Origin of the sequence: Chryseobacterium kimseyorum, from assembly GCF_025971945.1 — a bacterium.
In the GTDB taxonomy this organism is placed as follows: Bacteria; Bacteroidota; Bacteroidia; order Flavobacteriales; family Weeksellaceae; genus Chryseobacterium; species Chryseobacterium kimseyorum.
Genome location: NZ_JAPDHW010000006.1, coordinates 67710 through 89650, shown reverse-complemented (window position 1 = coordinate 89650; position 21941 = coordinate 67710). Strand labels below are relative to the sequence as shown.

The window sequence follows — 21941 nt, the reverse complement described above, 5'->3', positions numbered from 1 at the left end:
ATGGTTTTATTCTTCACAATGTAGAGACATCAGCAAATGTTGCCACTTTCCAATCCTCAAACTCTCCAACACCAACTCTCTACCTGACTTTTTTTGCCATATAATTACTTTCATTACCCAATCGGTCAATAGCTTTAATGGCAACCGCATTCAGAATTTTCCCGTCTTTACTTTTCGGAATTTCCTTTGAAAGTGTTTCCAAAGTTAAGATTTCAGTTTCCCAAATTCCGTTATACTGTTTGAAAAGAACCCATTGGAAGACATTTGCGATATTTTTAGAACTCCAGCTCGTCTGGATAAAACTTCCGTTATCGTTTGTAAACAAAGTCGGTTTTTCTAATGGACCCGCTTTTATCCACGGGCTTTTTGGTGTTAAAGCTTTTTCTTTGTAAGGTCCATTCTTCAGGGTAGGAAGCATATTTGAATTTTTAGTTAAACCCGCAATACTCCAGTGAACTTCTCCTGCATCATTATTTAGGATCTGTCTTGACAGTTCAATCTGATTTTTGATTTCTGTAGGTCGGTCGGCAGTCTTTATTTCAACCGTATTTAACCCAGGCCAGAGATGACGGTTCATGGTGTTTTCAGATTTCCACCAATTTAACAGATTGGCAAAAGGCTGCCCTTTCGATTCTATTGGCCAGTATAGCTGTGGAGAAAAGTAATCTACCCAACCTTTATTTAACCATAATTTCGCATCAGCATAAAGCTCATCATATTGTGAAGAGCCCACAACTCCTTCCGGAAATCCAGGTTTCCAGATACCAAACGGACTGATCCCGAAACGAACGTGGTTTTTCTCGGCGTGAATTTCTTTATAAATTCTTTCTACAAATTTATTGACGCTGTCTCTCCTCCAGTCTGCTCTTGTCAATGTTCCGCCTGAACTCTGATATGCGTTCCAGCTCGCATGATCCGGGAAATCTGCACCTCTGTTATACGTGGCATAAGGATAAAAATAATCATCAAAATGAATGGCATCGAGATCGTATCTTTTCACTAAATCTTTAACAACATTAGAAACATGTCCCTGCGTTTTAGGATTGGCAGGATCAAACCAGTACATTCCATTTTTTAATTTTATGGTAATATCTGAAAGCTTATTGACCATCGACTGATTAGAAACCGTTCCGCCGTTAGAATGATGGGCTCTGTAAGGATTTAACCAGACATGCAGCTCCATTCCTCGTTTGTGGGATTCCTCGATCCAAAACTGTAATGGATCGTAATTCGGATAAGGCGGTTCACCTGTTTTTCCCGTCAGGAAATAAGACCAAGGCTCCAGTTCGCTTGTATATAAGGCATCCGCAGACGGACGCGCCTGAAAAATCACCGCGTTAAAATTATTTTCCTGAAGCATATTCAGCATACTTATCGCTTCTGCCTTTTGCTGCTCAACCGATAAATTATTTCTTGATGGCCAGTTGATGTTGGCAACACTTGCAATCCAAGCACCGCGAAACTCACGGTTGATCGCCGGTAGGTTAACTTTAAAATCTTCGTCTACAGGCGCAACAACCTGCGGCTTCACCGCAATAACAGAATCTTTAGGTTTGGCTTTATACCTATTGTCTTTAACTGTATTCTTTGTTGTAGAAGCACTTTTCTGTACAGAACATGAACTGCTGAAAGAAGCGAAAAGTCCGAGTAGAAATAATATTTTTATTTTGTTGATTTTCATAGATTGCAAAAAAAGAAAGTTACATTTTTAAATAAGAATATTCATTCTCATTTAAAGAAATGCAAATTTAGAAAGTTGAAATAAAAGAAACAGCACAAATACGAATATTTATGCTGTTAAATTTTTACAGTCGAAAGTTTGAAACTTTTTAGAAAATATTAGTTTAAGGCTCAACAAGATTAGGATCCTGTTCCTCTGTCAAATCGGTTTTGTAAGTCTCCGGAACGAAAAGCGTATTGACAATAATAGCCAGAAGAACCAGAAAAATAGGATAAATTAAGCCGATAAACGGTGCCATAACCGCACTTACTACAAAAGAAGTTTTTATCAGTTCAGTTACAAAGGTTGTTGCACCACCGATGAAACCATTCCCCATATTTTGGGCAAAACCCATACTGGTATACCGGATTTTGGTCGGGAAAATCTCCAGCATAAATGCACCGAGAGGACCGTAGGTCGCAGCTCCGGCAACCGAAAGCAGAAAGCTTATTCCCATGATCTGTAGAGTTGCTTCTGTACTGATTGCGTGAACTTCCGTTAAACCTTCCGGATTTCCTATTTTCATAAATAAATAAAATGAGGTCGGAATTAATATTAAGCTGGCAATCAACCCGCTGATTAGTACTTTTTTTCTACCGATTCGATCACTTAATGCTCCAAAATACTGATAGAAATAGGCACTGAAAAAAGTAACAACACCCGTGATGAGAAGAACTGTAGTTTCTTCCAATTTCACCGCTCTCTGCATGAAAAATAAAGTCACAAATAAACTGGTCTGCATCACCGAACTTTGGGCGGCGTTTCCTCCGAAGATGGCCTTCAGCATTAATTTCACATTTCCTTTGGTGGTAAATGCTTCTCGTACCGGCGCTTTGCTTGTTTTACCCGCTTTTTTAAGCTCTTCAAAAACCGGACTTTCGTGCAGTTTTTTTCTTGCAAAATAACTCAGTAAAACCAAGACAGAACTTAACAGAAAAGGAATTCTCCATCCAAAACTGTTGAAATCTTCTTCGGAAAGCAAAGTTCTGGTAGCAAAAATCACACTGAGACAAACTAAAAGTCCGATAGGAACAGTTGCCTGAATAAATCCTGTGTAAAAACCTCTTTTCTCTGCCGGAGCGTGTTCTGCGACATAAATTACCGCACCTGCATATTCGCCACTGATGGCCAATCCCTGCATTAATCTGCACACCAATAGTAAAACCGGAGCTGCCCAGCCAATGCTTGAAAAATTGGGAATACATCCGATTAAAAATGTTGATGCTCCCATTAAGATCAGTGAAAGCAGGAAGGAATATTTTCTCCCAATCTTATCACCAATGTTTCCGAAAATAAGGGAACCGATCGGTCTGAACATAAACGATGATGCTACTACGGCCAGAGTTTCTAAGAAGTGCGAAGAACCGTCGGCAGGAAAAAGATTGACAGAAAGCGATCCCGCCAGAATAATTGCCAGAAACATATCGTACCACTCAATCAGTGTTCCGGCTGAAGAGGCGATGATTACTGTGAGGATATTGTTTTTTGGTTTTTGTATTGTAGTATCCATATAATTAGTTTTAAATTTTAACAATTAGATTCGTTAATGATGATGCTGAATTTTAACGCAAGTGAACAAAGATTTTATTTAGAGCCTGTTTAAATTTCATCAAAATTATTTCCCTGACCTTAATGGAAGTCATTTAAATTTTAAATAATATTTTCTCCCATGTCATCCTATGCCTGTCGAAGGAAGGGTTGGGGAAAAGAAAAATACTTTGAAAATTTTATTTTTAATCATTTTTAAACCGGCTGTTAATTGCTGTGTATTTTTAATAATACAATCCCGTTTCATTTAATAATGCACAATGAATTTTTCAGTTGTAAAATGCGGAAGTCTGAGTTTTTATTTTTTTAGAACATAAAGAAAGTTGCCACATGGAAACGGTTGTTTCTTGCATTAAATTCATTTCCGATACCTCTTCCGTTGGACTGTGCATCGCCCCAGGTTGCGACGGTATTTTCAACCTCAAATCTCAGACGGATTGCCTTGCTCAAAACCCAGTCCACACGGGGAACGACTCTCCATAAATGATCAACGCTTCTGCCGCCCGGTGTTGCAGAAACCGCTCCCCATGATGACGTTACGCCATAAGTTGTCGCAACTCTACCTTCAACAGGATTATCAGCGCCCATATTTTTCACATACCCTGCGAAAAGTCCGAAGGCTACTTTCTTTGCAGTAGTCTGCTGGAAATCGATCCATGCACTTCTTGTATTCATCGTTCTGAAAATATCGGCCTGCCCGGGAGCTGCGTATCCAACGAAACCACCTAACATCACCAGTGAAGCAGCGTTTTGTCCTATCATCGCAGATGCGCTGATGGTTAAAGGCTTTGTGATTGCTTTTGCATAAGCCATTGCCGTGAAACTTTTCACACGGTTATTGTTTACGATTGGCGGTGTACCTGAAGAAAGTTGCGGACGAAGCTCTTCATACTGTCCGGCAATCCCGGCAACGAATTTTGAAGATTTGTACTGAAACTGTAAATGGGTGGACGGCATTCCGCTGTCACGGTATGGTGCGGTGTTTGGCGTAAAGTCACGCTGTGAGTTGATGGCAGCGATGACTTTAAACTGATCTGAAAGTTTATGCGTCAGTCTCACCTGTGGATTTCTGTTTAAAGCAAAAATCGGCGAGCCTGTACTGTAATTGACCACATTCGGAAGACAGTCCAGAATTACCATCGGATGCCAGTACTGCCCCACTCCCAACTGCGTTTTTTCCCAGTCTAAAGTGATGTAGGCATGTCGTAAACGAAATTCATTGATTCCGCCTTCTGTGGCGCCGAAAAATTCACCTTCCAGAATTCCGGCTGTCTTTGCTCCCAAAACATCCGGACCTTTCACATTAATTCCCGCTCTGGAAACTACAGAAAGCATGTGGAATTTTGGGGAATCATTGATATCCTCACCATTGACATCCAAAGCACGGTCTCTCGGATAAAGCGGAACGATGTTTTCGCCTGCACCAATATTCTGTCTTGTATCGTAAAAAATATCGTTTCGGATAAAACCGTAAAAATCAACCTTTACTTTTGCCTCCTGCGGTTGGGCAGCAATTACGGGTTTTGATTTTGCCAGTGAGTCGTTGATTGTTTTGTCAGATGTATTTTGCTGTGCGTTGACTAGCGCAGTTATACCTAACATCAAGATTGCCATACTGCTCTTTAAAAGATTTACCCTTTTCATATCATATATTTTTGAGACAAAGCTGTTATTGCTTCATTTCCAAACATACAAATTTTATTAAAACTAACAAGTGTTAGTTAGTGAACAGAGCGAAATGTATTTATTAAAAGTTTACTAAGTGAGTTCGAAAGTGTGATAAATGATTGAGATTCATTGCCAAAATATAACAATTAATCAAGCATGAAGGGGAATTTACAATCGACTTAATAAATGATTGAAAACTATATTAAATTAGCAAATTTACAGTACTGCTTTCGATAATTAAGGCCATTTTCTGAACAATAATCAAGAACAACCTTTCCCAAAATGAGTATTGATGAGTTGAAATAGTAAAAATTTATATTAAACTTACTTTATTATTTTTCAATCTGAGTTCCTTTCACAAAACCTTCTCTTCCGTCATCAGTTTTTACGTGAGACCAATTTCCGTGAGCTGCAATCACTGTGACCTGAACTTTGGAACTGGCTGTTGAAAGGACTTCGTATTCTGTACCGGAGCCTGACCGCAAGTTGCTTCCAGACTTAAGATTTTTTCCTGAAAACTGTTCTGAAGTGCTTTGTGAGATAAATTTCGGAACTGACCGTTCACGAATGAAGGGATAAGGATCGACAGCACCGCCTGTGGAATAAATTCCAAAATGCAGATGGGTTGCTCCTCCTGCCGCGTTGCCTGTATTTCCGACCAGACCTAGCGTATCTCCGGTTTTCACCTTTCTTCCACCCTCAGTCAGAACGCTGTCGAGGTGAGCGTAATAATGAGAATTTCCCACTTCGTCGTCGCGAAGCCAAACCTGTTTTCCTCCCAATCCCTGATTTCCGGTTCGGGTGATGTAGCCATTGGCGACTGCAACAACAGGCGTTCCTTTAGGTGCAAAAATATCAACCCCTTCGTGACTTCTGCCACCACCGTCACGGCTGGCGCCCCAGAAACTCTGAACATTTTTATTTCCCTTTCCTGCTACAGGAAACTGCAGTGAGGGCTGAGTGTAAATTTTTATTTTAAATAAACCTGCGAAGCCGATTTCAGGTTGTATGACCAGTTTGCACCAACCGTCTTCCTGAATCTGTTTTGAGAATGAACTGTTTTTAATAAGATCTGTTTTCATTATTTCAGAACCGGAACTTTGATTTAGCAGATCAATAAATATTTTCTTATTCGCATCAGCCATTTCAGTTTCGATGACGAGTAGATCTCCTTTTTTAAGTTCGATTGAATAGCCCAAAGCGACAGATTTAGAATTGCCTGTATTCACGAGCAATGATGCTCCGTCCTTAATTTTTAACTGACTGGCAGCAGCTGCAGAAAAATCTTTCTTCCATTGAGTCATCAGGCTGTCGGCACCTGAAAAACTGCGTTCATATTTTGCACGTTCTGATGGATCGAAAACGTTTTTCGGGATTTTTAATCCATCACAGGAGATGATGAATAAAAGGAAAATTAATATTAAAAGAAGTGGTTTTGGTCTGAACATAAAATATTCAGTACAAAAATTCAGCCGCGAAGTCCTCAGTTCTTTTGTCTTGAAACAAAAGAAACAAAAATTCAAGACTTGGAACTCTCAGCTAAAATTTAAAAGTAATTCCTAAAATTTCCAAACTCGGGCGGAAATGACGAAGTATCATTTTAAGATGATCATAGCCGCCACTCAAACAGTGGAAATTTCTTAACGGAATTTCTTCTAAATTTCTTAACGCCTCCGCTTCCTAGGTCATTTTAAATGATCCATAAATACTAGATAAGTTACGAATCGTAGATTCTGTCATATTTATTTTGCTCTGCCATACTTTTAATACATTTATCACAAATGGTCTAAAAATGAAAAAAGCCCTGAAAAATCAGGGCTTTAGCTATATTGATGAATTTGAGATTATGCTTTCGCTCCTCTTTCAATTCTTTTTCTTTCTTCTTCAGAAAGTACTTTCTTTCTCATACGGATGAAGTTTGGAGTTACCTCGATTGCCTCATCAGACTGAATATATTCCATACATTCTTCAAGAGAGAATAAGATTTTTGGTGCTACACCTGTATCTTTATCTTTACCTGAAGCTCTCATGTTATTCAACTGTTTTGCTTCAACGATGTTTACTACCAAATCTCCAGGCTTGTTCTGCTCACCGATTACCATACCAGCGTAGATCTCCTCGCCCGGATCAACATAGAACTTACCTCTATCCTGTAGTTTAGCGATAGAATATTCTGTAGCCGGCCCCTGAGTTTTAGAAATCAAAACACCATTACTTCTTCCAGGAATAGCCCCTTTGAAAGGCTTATATTCTGTGAAACGGTGTGCCATAATAGCTTCACCTGCAGTAGCGGTCAACATCTGAGAACGCAATCCGATCAAACCTCTTGAAGGAATTTCGAATTCTAAGTGCTGCATCTCACCTTTAGTTTCCATAATGTGAAGATCACCTTTTCTCTGCGTCGCCAAATCGATTACTCTAGAAGCAAATTCTTCAGGAACGTCTACAACCAAAGACTCATAAGGCTCCAGTTTCTGTCCGTTTTCGTCTTCTCTCAAGATAACCTGTGGCTGACCGATGGTCATTTCATATCCTTCTCTTCTCATTGTTTCAATAAGAACTGATAAGTGAAGAATACCTCTACCGAATACCAAGAATGTATTTGCATCACCAGTCTGCTCAACTCTCAATGCTAAGTTTTTCTCTAATTCTTTAGTCAGTCTTTCTTTCAGGTGGTTTGAAGTAACAAATTTACCGTCTTTACCGAAGAAAGGTGAATTGTTGATTGAGAACGTCATGTTCAATGTAGGCTCATCAATTGAAGTTCTTGGCAATGGCTCAGGATTTTCAAGATCTACGAATGAATCACCGATCTGGAATGCATCAAAACCTACTACAGCACAGATGTCTCCGGCTTTCACTTCAGATACTTTTTTCTTTCCAAGACCTTCGAAAACGTATAATTCTTTTACTTTTCCTTTTAAAACTTTACCGTCAGCCTGCGCCAAACCAATCCACTGAGATTCTTTGATCTCACCTCTGATTACTTTTCCGATTGCAATTCTTCCTAAGAAAGAAGAGAAATCTAGAGAAACAATCTGCATCTGCAAGTTACCTTCCTCAACTTTAGGCTCAGGAACATATTGTAAAATCCCGTCTAATAATGGGAAAATGTTTTCAGTTTCTTCCAATGAAGTGTTGAACCAACCTTGTTTAGATGAACCGTAGAATGTTGGGAAATCCAATTGCTCTTCAGTCGCCTCCAAGTTGAAGAACAGATCAAATACCTGATCGTGAACTTCTTCAGGACGACAGTTTGGTTTGTCTACTTTGTTGATTACTACCAAAGGTCTAAGACCTAATTCTAAAGCTTTCTGCAATACGAATCTTGTCTGAGGCATTGGTCCTTCGAACGCATCTACCAACAAAATTACACCGTCTGCCATTTTAAGAACTCTCTCTACCTCACCACCAAAATCGGCGTGACCAGGAGTGTCGATAACGTTGATTTTAACGTCTTTATAAGTTACAGAAATATTTTTTGATAAAATGGTAATCCCTCTTTCTCTTTCAAGATCGTTATTATCCATTATTAATTCTCCACTTTCCTGATTTTCTCTGAAAATGTTTGTAGCATGAATAATCTTATCAACCAAAGTAGTTTTACCGTGGTCAACGTGTGCGATAATCGCAATATTTCTAATGTTTTGCATGAATGATTTTTACGGGTGCGAAATTAGTGATTTTTAATGAATTAACCATAAAAACTTTTATTAATTAACAAATTCATAATGAGAAGGCTGCGATTTTCAGGTGCGTAATGACGATTAATGAGTGGTCGATAAACGATTGCTCTGTTATGGTAATTGTGGAGTTAGAAATTAATTTCTTAATTAAAATATAGGTTTGGAATAATTTTTCTGCAAAGTAAGGATGTTAGTTCGCAGAAAATTATTTTTTTTCCCCGGCCCTAAAGGGTGAAAATAATTTTCTTATGGTGGTTGGGATTTTTATTATTTAGAACAGTTCTTGTGAATTTTGTTTTTTTTATGAACCGGGGCTGTCTCTCGAAATGAAATTTGTTTCCCCGGCCCTAAAGGGTGAAATAATTTTCTTGCGGTGGTTAGGATTTTTATTATTTACAAGTAGCCTAGTGATCAATTGTCTTTGATTATGAATAGAGTTTGTTTAGCGAAAATTATTTTTTTCCCCGGCCCTAAAGGGTGAAATAATTTTCTTACGGTGATTGGGATTTTTATTATTTATAAGTAGTCACGTGAACTTTGTTTTTTTATGAACCGGGGCTGTCTCTCGAAAATTATTTTTTTCCCCGGCCCTAAAGGGTGAAATAATTTTCTTACGGAGATTGGGATTTTTATATTTTATAAGTAGCCGAGTGATCACTTGTCTTTGAATATGAAGAGAGTTTGTTTAGCGAAAATTATTTTTTCCCCGGCCCTAAAGGGTGAATAATTTTCTTACGGTGTTTGGTATTTTTATTATTTATAAGTAGTCACGTGAACTTTCTTTTTTTATGAACCGGGGCTGTCTCTCGAAATTTTTTTTTCCCCAAACCCTAAATGGTGAAAATAATTTTCTTTTGATATCGCCTGAATAGTATGATCAGTGAATGGTATTAATTTAAAACAGAAAGACTCACATCATCTGATGCGAGTCTTTCTTTTATATGCTTATTCAATTTGATTATGCGTTTTGGTCTTCGTGTTTGCCTTCTTTGATTTCTTCAACCATTTTGGCATTGAAGGCCGGAAGATCTTTTGGAGTACGGCTAGTCACCAGACCGTTGTCAACCACAACTTCACTGTCTTCCCAAACTGCACCGGCGTTTTTAAGGTCTTTGCTGATAGAGTCGACTGAAGTCAGGTTTCTGCCTTCCACTACCTCAGCATTGATCAGAATCTGCGGACCGTGACAGATCGCAGAAACAGGTTTGTGCTGAGTGAAAAAGTCTCTTACAAAACTTAAAGCTTTTTCATTGGTTCTCAATTGATCTGGATTGATTACTCCGCCGGGCAAAACCAGTGCATCATAATCAGAAGCTGAAGCTTCATCTAATGTTTTATCGACATTGTATTCCTGTCCCCAGTCCTTTTCTGCCCAAGCTTTAATAGTTCCTGATTCCGGACTGATAATGTGAGCCGTCCATCCCTGCTGCTCCAAATGTTCTTTTGGAGATTTTAATTCGCTTTCTTCAAATCCGTCGGTTGCTAATATTGCAATTTTCTTTGACATAATATTTTATTTTTGGTGTTATTATGCCAATGTCTAAGAAAATATAATGCCGCAGGAAGGCTTTGGGATATTAAAAAAATGTTAAATATATTGTTGGCTATTGGCTATTGGCTGTTGGCTACTGGCTGCTGGCTGCTGGCTTCTTGCTTTAAGCTTTTTAGCTCCTGAGAACTTTACAAATGAATCGACAGCTATTATACATAAGTTTTATACAATCGGTAATTTTTTATTATCTACACAACTTCAGTACTGGCGGCTTTTACTAAAGAAAGAGCATCGCGCATCAGAAATTCCTCATCGGAAAGATTCTCATCCAAAGCTCTACTAATCTTCCATCATCCTAATTTCCGCATCAACGCAATGCATCTCTGACCAGTACAACCTGTGATCTAAGTCTGCCAAAACATCGATCTTACATCTTCCTACATCGGAGTTTCTGCAACAACTCAAAGCATCACCAATCGAGACAAACTCTGATTTACAGTCCACCAAAACATCCAACCTTCAGCTTCCAGCATCCTAAGAAAATCCCAACCTGCAATACAACAATCCCTAAAAACTTAACCAGAAAACTCTTCTTCGAAACCTTATGTCTGAAAATCAACATGGCCAAAACTGCTCCTGCTGTTCCTCCAAAAAATGTGATGTTCAGTAAAGAAAATTCAGAAATTCTTCTTCTGTGTTTGGCAGCTTTCCATTTATCCATTGCAAATGCCGCGAAAGTGATCAGATTGATGATAGCAAACAGGTATAACATGAAAGCAAATCTAAAACAAAAATAAATATGAGAAAAAGGCAGGCAAAACAGACCCGAGCGCATAAAAGTTTTTACATTTGCTGTTCATAAAAATAAATTAATGACAGTACAGAATTTGGTGGGCAGCTACTCCATTCAGGGCAGTAATCAGGAAGAAACGGATCATATCTCCTATCACGGAGTTCTGACGCTTTCACTTGACGAAAACAACCGCATAATCGCCCAATGGATCATTGGAGACCACGAACAGAATGGTACCGGTTTTTTTAAGGAAGATATTCTGGTGATTAATTTCCAGTATGAAGGTGATGATCAGAAAATGTACAAAGGCACTGCGGTTTACCGATGTCTGTCGAAAGATCTTCTGGATGGCTTCTGGTCTGAAAAACATGGCAATCCCTTGTATCTGGGAACTGAGTATTGTGTCAGACTGAATACGACCGAGTTTTTGAATTAAAATTTCTCAGTTATTACAAACGCAGCAAATCAAGCTTATGTAAGCACTTCTCTCAACCCATTACGAATACACAGAAAAAAAAACTCCTGTCATTTGCCCACCGTCACTTCGAGTGATTTTTCAAAGAAAAATTGTATCGAGAAGTTCGTGTTTCACAAAACAAATTCCATTCAACAACTTATCAAATTTGATCAGTAATAAAATTGATGCAGTTGTACTGTTATAAGATATTTCAACTTAAAGCCCACCTCCATATTCTTACAACAAAAAAAAACTCCTGTCATTTGCCCACCGTCACTTCGAGTGATTTTTCAAAGAAAAATTGTATCGAGAAGTTCGTGTTTCACAAAACAAATTCCATTCAACAACCTGACAAAGGTTTTAGCTAATAGAAAATAACTTTGATAAATCCTAAAACTCTAAATTATTTTACAACACTATTGCTTAACAGTCCGTAGATCATACAAAAAGTCGTTGCGATTGAAGCGAAATAATCCTATCCCCATCAATCATCAATCATCAATCATCAATCATCTCTCATCCATTACCCAACATCTCTCATCCATCACCCAACAAAAAAAACACCCATATCTCAAAAAAAATCTCCTTCAGGCACAGTTCTTGTTACCAAAATCGGAAACCACTCACAATGTATACCTACGATCAATTTCTTGAACTCGATACTGAAGTTCAGCTAGCGTTGGTGCAGAACGAAGGCACCGTAATTCTGGAACAGAAATGCTCCTACTTTCATTCGATTATTTACGGAATGGGAAATTTTAATGTAGAACTTGTTGATGATCTGGCAACCGGAAAGGTCAAGATCAAACGCACCTACCGTAATCCCGTCCAGTTAAGCCGCCGCCCCGCGTATTATAAATAAGACACCAAACCACTATTATATATGAAAACAGGCTGCCTTTTGGCTGCCTGTTTTTGTTTTGACTTAAGTTTGTTTTTGAAAAATTGATCTCAACAGGCTATCCTTCAGAGAAAACCTGTCAAGGTTAATCGTCGCAACGAAAACAGCCTTTCGCAGGTTAGTTCTTAATTACTTCTTAATCCTCACAAAAACAATTTCTTTATCGTTAGGTCACTTCGAGTAATTTTTCAAAAAATTGTATCGAGAAGTTTGTGGAGCTCAGACAAATTCTAATTAAAACCTTGTCAAGTTTATTCATAAGCAGCGACTTTTAAGCTTAGCAAGCCTGAGTTGAAAAAGTACATACTCAGGTAAGAGAATAATATGCTCAGTAAGTTGAAAACTAATCAGGATAAAATAAATTGTAACTCACCGCTGCTCCGTCAGATGTTCCTTTAGAAGAAAAATTAGAGTCAGTTGTACAGCAACCACCAATACCAGTTTCAGGATAAATGTTTTTTTGGCGTATTTGTGTCTGAAAAAAGTTATCCCAATAAAAGCACCAAAAGTACCGCCCAAAAACGTGAGCATCAGCAAAACACTTTCGGCAAGTCTTGGCTTTTTGTTTTTTGCCAGCCTCTTGTCCCATCCGAATGCAAAGAAGGTGATAAGGGTTATGATGAGGAGGTAGTATTTTAGGGTCATAATTGTCATTTTTTCAAGATTTCTAATCTTTTGTAAAAAAGCATTTTCAAGGTTCATCATGTTATAAATAACCTTCAAAAAGTTGAATGAAGAAAAAAATTATTTTGTGATGTTTTTTGCATTTTACTAACATCGTATCTTTAAAGGACAAACATGTGCACATCTACTACATCCTGAACTTTTTTTTCCATATATACATGTTTGATGTTTTGCTCTGTATTGAACAATTAAATTGTCCTGAGAAAAATCTTCAACTTTGTAAAGGTCAATAATATGGGCTGCTATTTTTGCTGCTTTGATTGCTTCAATTGAAGACTCTACACTAGGTATTTTTCCGGTATGCTCTTCTCTAGTAACTGAAGTTATAATATCAACACAATCAAGCATACCCAGAATAGTAGCTCCGATTGCTGACGATATGTGATCTTGGCCAATTGAAATATCTGTTGGTATTGGTCCTAGTGGCATGATAGGATATCCCATTTTCTGATAATATTGTGCAACGTCTTTTAGTTTATTGGGAGAACTATGTCCAGGTCCTTCTATAATTACATCAACACCTCTATCATATATGTAATCTGCTATTTCTTTTTGCAATTTAAATTCTTCAATTTGACATTCATCAACACTATCAAATATATTTGCAGATCGAAAAGATGCTCCAATACTGATAACTGTTTTATGTTTTTTTGCGAGTACTATTATCTCGTCTAAAATTTTGATATAGACATTATCAACATGAAAATTTCTTGTTGACAGATCATTCATCACAATTGCCCCTCCTCTAGAAGTCCAAGGTACAATTCGTTTTTGTGCCAATTGCATGATTGAGTAATTTATCGTTGGGTGTATTGTTATAAAACTAACCCCTTTTTCTATTTGTTCTTGGGCTATCTCAAGCAATTCATTTTCATCTACTAATTTGTCTTTTATTTTACATTGATAAATAGGTAGTGTAGATACAATATAATCTGGAAAATTTTCAATTATATCTTTGTACAAAAAGGATTTGCTAGTTTGTAGACTTAGATCAGAAATAATATCTGGTTGTTCGCTGAATTCTAACTTGCTAACGGTTTCTATCTTTTTCAATTGATTGGCAACATCCTTAGGAGATGTTGCGCCAGTCAGTACTGAAACTAAAGTTTTGGAATTTTTACCCGCAGATTTCAAGCCATTATTGTAATATAAATTAATTTTGTGCTTCATAATAGAACACTACCTTAAAATGTTTTTTATTATACGAAGTAGATCATTATATTTAATGATTTCCTTTCGCAGATTTTTAATATACTTTTTATCATGTTTTTCTATTCTTTCAATCAATAATTTATTTTTCAAAAGCTGCCAAGTTTCACTTTTCTTATCAGAGAAAAAAGGAATCACAATACAACCCATATCCAATGCTATTTCTACTTCTGCTTTTGTACCCATTCCTCCGTCAAATGCTATCACTACATATGTAGATTTAAATAAAGGAATACGCCACTCTTTCAGCGTAGGCAACAACGATACATCATTTGCGAACTTGGGATTTGCCGAATAAGGATTTGGGAAAAATCTAAATCTTTTCGTTACATCATCTTTGTTATCAATAATTGTCTCCATAAATGCATTTGAAGCAATACGCATTAGACCAGAGGATTGACCGTCATTAAATATAGTTTCAGGTATTCTAGCAAGTTTTTTACTTAATTTTTTAGCATTTTTAGAACTAAATGTATTATGTGATCCAGTTATAAATACACTTCTACCTCTAGAATGTAGAGATAAACTTTCTAGTATTGGTAGAAGATCTTCATTTTTATTAATTCTAATTACTCTAATACCATATCTTCTCAGATTCAAACACCAAAGATCAAATTCTCTGCTCTTTTTATCAGTAGTAATTAAATAATGCTGACGTGTATTATTACCAGATAATCTTCTGGCTTCCGTGATTATGTTTTGAATATTTGAATCATTGTATCCATAACCAATAAAAAGAAAGGACTTTTGCAAAAGATCCATTCTAAGACGTTGAACTATAGCAGGTTTTTTCTCAAAAAAATCTTCGTAATCTGACTGCGTAATAGTAATATCGCTTCTATGAGAATTATAGATACAACCATGCATCTTTATTATTTCCACTTTATTATCAGGTACATCGCGCGAAATTGATTCATCAGTGAATTTTATGTCTGTTGCAACATTTGCAAACACCTCTTCAAGCAAATTATCATAGTTAGTCGTCCATATAGTTGTGATATTAGTTTTTGATATCGCATAATGATAAGGATTAGGAAAATATCTTCTTCTAAATTTGCGTGAAATCGAATCTAAAAAAGGCCCTTTATTACCAAACTCTTCATTGATAACGTATTGAGCCATTAAAGTCATATCCTTGCCAATAATATCTTTAATTCCTATTTTTTTTGCAAAAGGTTTGATTAATTCGGTCCAACTTGGTAGATTAGAATTTACTGATATTCCAGCACCAATAAAATATGCTGCCTTACCTGCAATAAGCTCTTCAGAATATTCTTTTATAAATTTTTTAACGGCGGATGACATATTTTTTTTAAAATTAGATTACACATACAGATATCAGACAAAATATTATTATATTTATATCTCCTCACTCTTCTCCAGCTCACTCACAATCTCTCTGAAACTCGCTAATCCTGCCTCAATATTATCAATAATCTCCAGTGCCAAAACATCAGGATCCGGCAAGTTATCCAAATCTGTTAAGCTTTGGTCTTTTACCCAAAAGATATCCAAACTGGTTTTATCTCTTGCAATAATTTCGTCATAACTATATTTTCTCCAGCGACCGTCTTGGTTTTCTTCGCTCCAGGTTTCTTTTCTTTTGTTGATGTTGGAAGAATTGTAGCATGCTATAAAATCCGATAAGTCAGATTCTGCCAACGGCTTTTTCTTTAGGGTGTGATGAATATTGGTTCTGTAATCATAAAACCAAACTTCTTTGGTCCACGCCTCTTTATTGGCAGGTTTGTTATTAAAGAATAATACATTTGCTTTTACACCATTGGCGTAGAAAATACCTGTGGGCAAACGCAAAATCGTATGTAGTTCTGTTGTTTTTAAAAGTTGCTTTCTGATTTCCTCTCCGGCTCCGCCTTCAAACAAAACATTGTCAGGTAACACCACTGCCGCTTCTCCATCAATCTTCATCAACGATTTAATGTGCTGCAAAAAGTTCAGCTGTTTATTGCTCGTTGTTTCCCAAAAATCCTGACGGTTGTAGCTGATATCTTCTTTCTCAATATCTCCATCTTCATTAGTAACCGTCATCCCGCTTTTTTTACCGAACGGTGGGTTGGCTAAAATATAATCGTAAGTCTGGCTTTCTGCTGCTATCAGTGCATCATTTGATTTTACCAGTGGTTCTGCATCTATCTCCCCGATACCGTGAAGATACAAATTCATCAGACACATTCTGCGCGTACTGGCTACAATTTCATTGCCGTGAAAAGTACTGTTCTTTAAGAACATCTTTTCATCTTTATCTAATTTATTGTTTTCTGTTAACCAATCGTAGGCTGCCAAAAAGAAACCGCCTGAACCGCAAGCCGGGTCTATCACGGTTTTCATTGGTTTAGGTTGTACACAGGCTACCATTGTTCTGATTAAAGCTCTTGGTGTGAAATATTGTCCTGCTCCCGATTTGGTATCTTCTGCGTTCTTTTCGAGCAAACCTTCATAGATCGTTCCTTTTACATCAGCACCCATTAAGCTCCAGTCTTCTTTGCCAATCATAGTGATGATGCGCTGCAGATTAGACGGGTCCTGTATTTTATTTTGGCTCTTCACATAGATTTGTCCTAACATTCCCTTTTCCGTTCCTAGTGAACGCAATGCCTGGATATAAAAAGACTCCAGTTCAGCACCGTTTTTTGAAACTAAGTTCTCCCATGAACAAACTTCTGCACCTTCCACTTCTTTTCCTTCTGCATCTTTAAGTCTTGGTAGTTTCAGGTTTCTGTTATAAGGTGGTTTATTTAACTCATCCACCATTTTAAGAAATAGCAGATAGGTGATTTGTTCCAAATAATCTCCATACCCGACTCCATCGTGGCGCATTACATTCGCCAGATTCCATATTTTTGATACTATTGCTGCTTCTGTCATTTTAATTCTTCTTTTTTGGGAAAGGAACTACCGCTCCATATCCTGTTGGCACTATCTCATTTTTTCGCATCCATTCAATTGCTTTGAAAAAGCGTTCTCTTGTAATCTTTAACTTTCGTTCTGACCAGTTTTCTCTTGATTCATAAACGATTTCTTCATCTGATGGATTTGCATTTCCACTAAGAATTAAATTGTTCCATCCTGCGTATGTGGTGGCGATAATTTCTGAAACCTCTAAATCAAACTTTAAAAACAAAGCTATTAAATTATCCAACTGCCTGTTCTTTTCATCTGAAAGTGTAGACTGAAATTTCTCGATTGCCTTATCTGAATTTTTTGCCGAAGAATAGGAATACCCAATCTCTTTCTTTTGTATAGCAAAATAGTTGGCCATTTTTGCACGGTGTTCTATTTTCTTCAAGTGCGGATAATCATCCGGACCTGCAGCATCTTTTACAGGCTGTCTGCCCAATGGAATCTGCAAATGGTACTCAACCAAATGGGCAATCTTTTCACATTTAATGTGACTTAAGTTATCTATTGATGCGGGATTCTCTTCATGAATTTTAATCACTTTAGCTATTAAGCCTGCGTGAATGTCTGCTGATATTTTTGCAACCGAAGTTTCTGTTATAGCCACAACTAAAGGTTGAGCCACTTTCTTTTTGCTTGGTTTAGCCGTTGCTTTGTTCTGCTTTGCTTTTATCCGCTCCAGCAATACACTTGCAGGTTCATAATCTGCAGCCTGTTTGCATTCTGCCAATTCCTGTGCGGTTAACAAATTACCTGCAAATGCTTTTTTAAGAATACTTTGGCGCAAGGCTTCTGCTTTTTCTAAACTTTCTTTGATATTTTGTTCGATGGAATCACAAACAGATAAACGAGATTCGATATGTTTGACGATTTGAGCTTGTTTGTTAATGTCTTCCTCAAAAGGGATTTCTATTTCTTTTAAATTTGGGAGGCTGATACCCAATACAGTTGTTCCACTTGAAACTTTCAAACACTTATGCTCAATTGATTTAAATAAGTAATGAACGTATTTGTGGTCGCATTTCTGAAGTGGTTTTATAACTTTTAAATCTTGGTTAATAGCTGTTCTAATATTGGAAATGATTGTTTTTCCAGGATTAATTCTTGTTGCTAAAATAACTTCATCTTTTTCAGCAAGATTAGAAGAACTATTCTGTAATCCATCTTCGGTTATATAATCAATAGTATTATTTAGAATATCACCTTTAATGTCCTTAATTGATGCCCAATTAATATTTCCATTCCAATAATCTTTATTTTGTTTACTTGGTGTTCCTCCACCTAAGAAGCTAAAATATTCCCCAATTCTACAAAATCCATCACTTTCTTCAAACGCCTTTTTCAAAACCGCTTGCCTGTAGATTTTTAATTGCTGTTGTGCTTTTTTTAAATCGGCAACACCGGCATCTAAACTGCTAAATAAACTTTCTAATTTTTTAACAATGGCTCTTTGTTCGGGAAGGGGTGGTAAAGAGAAATCTAAATTCTTTAGAATTGTTTGACTAATATTTGGCTGTGCTCCGCCAATGCCCTGCTTAATAAGATATGATTTCTTATTTACTAAATAATAATAAGCATATTTACTGAAAACAAATGGAGTTTCAAATATTCCACAAATTGCTTGATTAGTTGCCGCAGGAATTCCCAAAATTGCAATTTTCCCGATTGTAGCACCGTATAAAGCTAAAAGAATCGTTCCAGCCGGAAATACTTTAGCACTTGAATTTTTTACCGCTTCTTCTGAAATAAATTCTTCTGCTTCGGTTATAACATTACTTTTTAGTTCCCCAGATTTTATCCAAGGTATATTTCCGATATAATAATTTTCGTTTCTTCTACTTGGCGTTCCACCTGATGTTGTGAAAAATACATCATCAAATTTACACTCTATCCAATCTTCTCTCATTATGCCGCTAATGCTTCATTTAATTCATTAATAATACTATCCATTTCGTTACCAAACAATTGGTACATCTTTCCTCTTCCGCCTTTGCTGTCAAAAGGGTTGTAATCTAAATCATCCAGCTCAATGTGGTACGAACTTACAATGTGGTCTTTTATCATTCGCAGCCATTCCCATTGTTCCTTTGTAAAACGGTTATGCTTTCCGGCATTTTTCGCTAATGTCCACCTTCTATAATTCTCGTCAATGGTTTTATCAAAAGGTTTCAGCTCTTCATCTATGCCACACACTTTTCTAATCAAAGAAACCAATGCTGTGAGTTCATCTTTCGGGCAGTCGCTTTTCACTTCTTCTAAACCCGCATAAGCATTCCAAACGTGAGCCGGAGCTAATAGCGGTTTTTCCAATTTCAGTTTATCCATTACTTCTTTTATCATTTTAAAAGTAATGTTGCGGCGATTGTAAGGCTGGTCGTAGAAAATACTCAGCGCCTGTATCTCGTCTTTATTGGCTTTCAGGTATTCGCTGAAATCGTTAATCAAGGCTTTTGCTTTGTCCACCGATTCAGTGTCCCATTCTGCTTTAGTCACCTCATCCAAATTAATATGGTCAATAATTTGGTCGTGCTGTTTGCGTACATTATCAATATGGTCGTTCAGTTTGCCGTTAAAAGTGAGTGATGCGGTTCTCATCAAGGCTTCCTGGGCTTCTGCTTTAGCTTCTGCTTCTTTGGCAGGCGTACGTTCTTCAACCGGGATTTGTGCAATAATTGCATTTGCTTTATCGGCAATCACATCGGCATCAAAAGCCTCAATTAATTCACGGGTCATCTGCTTTAGACTTTTCCCTTTTGCCAGTTCCTGTATCCTCTCTTTTTCGGCATCGGTCAGTTGTTTTTCCAGACGGATAAGTCGGTTTGCCAATGAAAGATACACGTCTTCTTCCTGCACCCCCATTGTTACGGCCTGCAACAAATCTTTCAATGGAATAGTTGGCTGTCGCTCCAGCGGTCGGCTGTCGGTCTTTTTAGATTTGGTGGCACCCACTGCATCTACAATCACGAAATGTGTTTTAGCATCGGCAGTTTTGGTCACCAGTTTTAATTTATCAGCAGGAATGGTACGGGTACCACGTCCTTTCATCTGTTCAAAATAATTGATACTTCTGACATCCCGCATAAACAGCAACACCTCCAAGGGTTTCACATCGGTTCCGGTTGCAATCATATCAACCGTTACAGCAATACGCGGATAGTAGTCGTTTCTAAAACGGTTCAGCACCGATTTCGGGTCTTCTTCTATTTTATAGGTTACCTTTTTGCAGAAGTCATTGCCTTCGTCAAATACTTCTCTAATGATGTTGATGATGTCATCAGCGTGGCTGTCGGTTTTGGCAAAGATCAAAGTTTTAGGAACTTCATATTCACCATTTTCATCATAACGATTCGGGAAAATATCCTTTCTCAACGCATCTCTGTAAGCCGTAATAATCGTTCGGATTTGACTGATGTTGACTACCTTTTTATCTAAATCATTTCGCAGATAAGCGGTATCTTCATCTTCCTGTTGCCAGCGTTTGGCTCTTGATAATTTATCTCTTCTGTCCACAAACCAGCCTTTTTCAATCAAAGCTCCTTTGGTGGAAATATCGGTTTCTATTAAATAAACATCGTAAGGAACGTTCACTCCGTCAATCACCGATTCTTCGTATGTATATTGGCTGACTACATTTTCATTAAAGAAGCCAAAAGTTCTTTTATCGGGCGTTGCAGTTAAGCCCACCAAAAAAGCATCATAATAATCTAATACCTGTTTCCAAAGATTGTAGATAGAACGGTGACATTCATCAATGATAATAAAATCAAACTGCTCAATAGGAACTTTTGAATTGTAGGCAACCGGAATGGCATCTTTTTTTGCCAACTGTTTTTCTATCCAGCCTGAATTTTCATTGGGATTAACTACATCTTCATCCTCATCCATTTCCTCGCCCTGCAAAATAGAATACATCCGCTGAATAGTAGAAATACAAACCTGACTTTCATCAGCGATATAGCTCGACGTCAATCTTTGTACGTTATACAACTCTGTAAACTTGCGGTTATCATCCTGTGGCTGAAAAGCTCTGAACTCCTGCTCGGCTTGCTCTCCTAAGTTTTTGGTATCGACTAAAAACAGAATGCGTTTAGCCTTTGCAAATTTCAGTAAGCGGTAAATAAAAGTGGCGGCAGTAAAGGTTTTTCCGGCACCCGTCGCCATTTGAATTAATGCTTTTGGTCGATTGCCTTTAAAAGATTTCTCCAAATTATTAATGGCAATAATCTGCGCCGGACGCAAATTTGTTTCGTCCAATACTGGATAATCAGCAAACCTTCCTCTTAAACTTTTTTCTCTCTTCGACCATTCCAATAAAGTCTCGGGCTTATGAAAACTGAAAACATTTCTGCCCCGAGGCTTTGGGTCGGTATAATCAGTAAATCGGGTAACAACACCCGTGCTTTCGTAAATGTATTTTAATCCTTCTGTATTCTTGAAAAACTTCAGGTCAGCCGTTGCATATTCTTTTGACTGCTCTTCAACAACGGTAAGCCGATGTCCTTCATCTTCCTTTTTGGCTTCTATCAATCCCAAAGGTTTTTGATTGACAAACAGAACATAATCTGCAGGACCGACACTGGTTTGGTATTCACGAATAGCCACACCCACTCCAACACTGAAATCAATATTATTCTTTGATTGTACGTGCCAGCCAGCCTGTTGCAGCATTGCATCGATCTGGTCGCGGGCTTTTTGCTCTGGGTTTTGATTAGGTTGAGTCAAAGTTTTTTTTAGTTTTTTCAAATATAACCAAAAAAACCATTTTCCCCTTTACGTGAATCCTCATAAACACGAAATTTCTCAAATATTTATCCTCTCAGATGATGACACTTGGTGGCTGAGGCACTCGAAGCCACCTCTGCCT

15 protein-coding genes are annotated in these 21941 nt (G+C 37.5%); 2 read left to right on the top strand and 13 right to left on the bottom strand.

Features of this window, described 5'->3' with window-relative positions; translation table 11 throughout:
* Positions 1-79 precede the first annotated feature (79 nt).
* The 7 genes from OMO38_RS09885 to OMO38_RS09855 form a co-directional block, all read right to left on the bottom strand.
* Positions 80-1681, bottom strand: coding sequence for a glycoside hydrolase family 10 protein (locus OMO38_RS09885; RefSeq protein ID WP_264750018.1), 1602 nt, complete (start codon positions 1679-1681; stop codon positions 80-82).
* A gap of 163 nt (positions 1682-1844) precedes the next feature.
* A complete protein-coding gene (locus OMO38_RS09880; RefSeq protein WP_264750017.1) occupies positions 1845-3230 on the bottom strand; it encodes an MFS transporter in 1386 nt (461 codons plus the stop codon).
* A 344-nt stretch (positions 3231-3574) separates the two neighbouring features.
* Positions 3575-4912, bottom strand: coding sequence for a DcaP family trimeric outer membrane transporter (locus OMO38_RS09875; RefSeq protein WP_264750016.1), 1338 nt, complete (start codon positions 4910-4912; stop codon positions 3575-3577).
* Positions 4913-5268: 356 nt separating this feature from the next.
* On the bottom strand, positions 5269-6384 hold the full coding sequence (locus tag OMO38_RS09870; RefSeq protein ID WP_264750015.1) for a M23 family metallopeptidase: 1116 nt from the start codon (positions 6382-6384) through the stop codon (positions 5269-5271).
* A 396-nt stretch (positions 6385-6780) separates the two neighbouring features.
* Positions 6781-8589: a translational GTPase TypA gene (typA, locus tag OMO38_RS09865; protein ID WP_264750014.1), complete on the bottom strand. Its 1809-nt coding sequence runs from the start codon at positions 8587-8589 to the stop codon at positions 6781-6783.
* 991 nt (positions 8590-9580) lie between these two features.
* Positions 9581-10129: a type 1 glutamine amidotransferase domain-containing protein gene (locus tag OMO38_RS09860; RefSeq protein WP_264750013.1), complete on the bottom strand. Its 549-nt coding sequence runs from the start codon at positions 10127-10129 to the stop codon at positions 9581-9583.
* Positions 10130-10607: 478 nt separating this feature from the next.
* Entirely contained in the window at positions 10608-10886 is a 279-nt protein-coding gene (locus tag OMO38_RS09855) for a DUF1294 domain-containing protein (RefSeq protein ID WP_264750012.1), read from the bottom strand.
* Between the two features lie 100 nt (positions 10887-10986).
* Here OMO38_RS09855 and OMO38_RS09850 point away from each other — a divergent pair, with 100 nt between their 5' ends.
* Complete coding sequence (locus tag OMO38_RS09850) at positions 10987-11343, top strand: hypothetical protein (RefSeq protein ID WP_264750011.1); 357 nt, start codon at positions 10987-10989, stop codon at positions 11341-11343.
* A 649-nt stretch (positions 11344-11992) separates the two neighbouring features.
* Positions 11993-12226, top strand: coding sequence for a hypothetical protein (locus OMO38_RS09845; RefSeq protein WP_264750010.1), 234 nt, complete (start codon positions 11993-11995; stop codon positions 12224-12226).
* A 408-nt stretch (positions 12227-12634) separates the two neighbouring features.
* Here the strand turns inward: OMO38_RS09845 and OMO38_RS09840 are convergent, their stop codons facing one another.
* From OMO38_RS09840 to OMO38_RS09815, 6 genes are all read right to left on the bottom strand, one after another.
* Positions 12635-12910: a DUF1294 domain-containing protein gene (locus OMO38_RS09840; protein WP_264750009.1), complete on the bottom strand. Its 276-nt coding sequence runs from the start codon at positions 12908-12910 to the stop codon at positions 12635-12637.
* Between the two features lie 126 nt (positions 12911-13036).
* On the bottom strand, positions 13037-14119 hold the full coding sequence (locus tag OMO38_RS09835) for a phosphomethylpyrimidine synthase ThiC (protein ID WP_264750008.1): 1083 nt from the start codon (positions 14117-14119) through the stop codon (positions 13037-13039).
* A gap of 9 nt (positions 14120-14128) precedes the next feature.
* Positions 14129-15463 carry an SIR2 family protein gene (locus OMO38_RS09830; RefSeq protein ID WP_264750007.1) on the bottom strand — a complete coding sequence of 445 codons (1335 nt, stop codon included), beginning with the start codon at positions 15461-15463 and terminating at the stop codon, positions 14129-14131.
* 54 nt (positions 15464-15517) lie between these two features.
* A complete protein-coding gene (locus tag OMO38_RS09825) occupies positions 15518-17044 on the bottom strand; it encodes a class I SAM-dependent DNA methyltransferase (RefSeq protein WP_264750006.1) in 1527 nt (508 codons plus the stop codon).
* 1 nt (position 17045) lies between these two features.
* Complete coding sequence (locus OMO38_RS09820; RefSeq protein WP_264750005.1) at positions 17046-18983, bottom strand: restriction endonuclease subunit S; 1938 nt, start codon at positions 18981-18983, stop codon at positions 17046-17048.
* Positions 18983-21799 (bottom strand): type I restriction endonuclease subunit R, encoded by a 2817-nt coding sequence (locus OMO38_RS09815; protein WP_264750004.1) that lies wholly within the window; start codon positions 21797-21799, stop codon positions 18983-18985. The genes OMO38_RS09820 and OMO38_RS09815 overlap by 1 nt, the downstream gene beginning before the upstream one ends.
* Positions 21800-21941 lie beyond the last annotated feature (142 nt).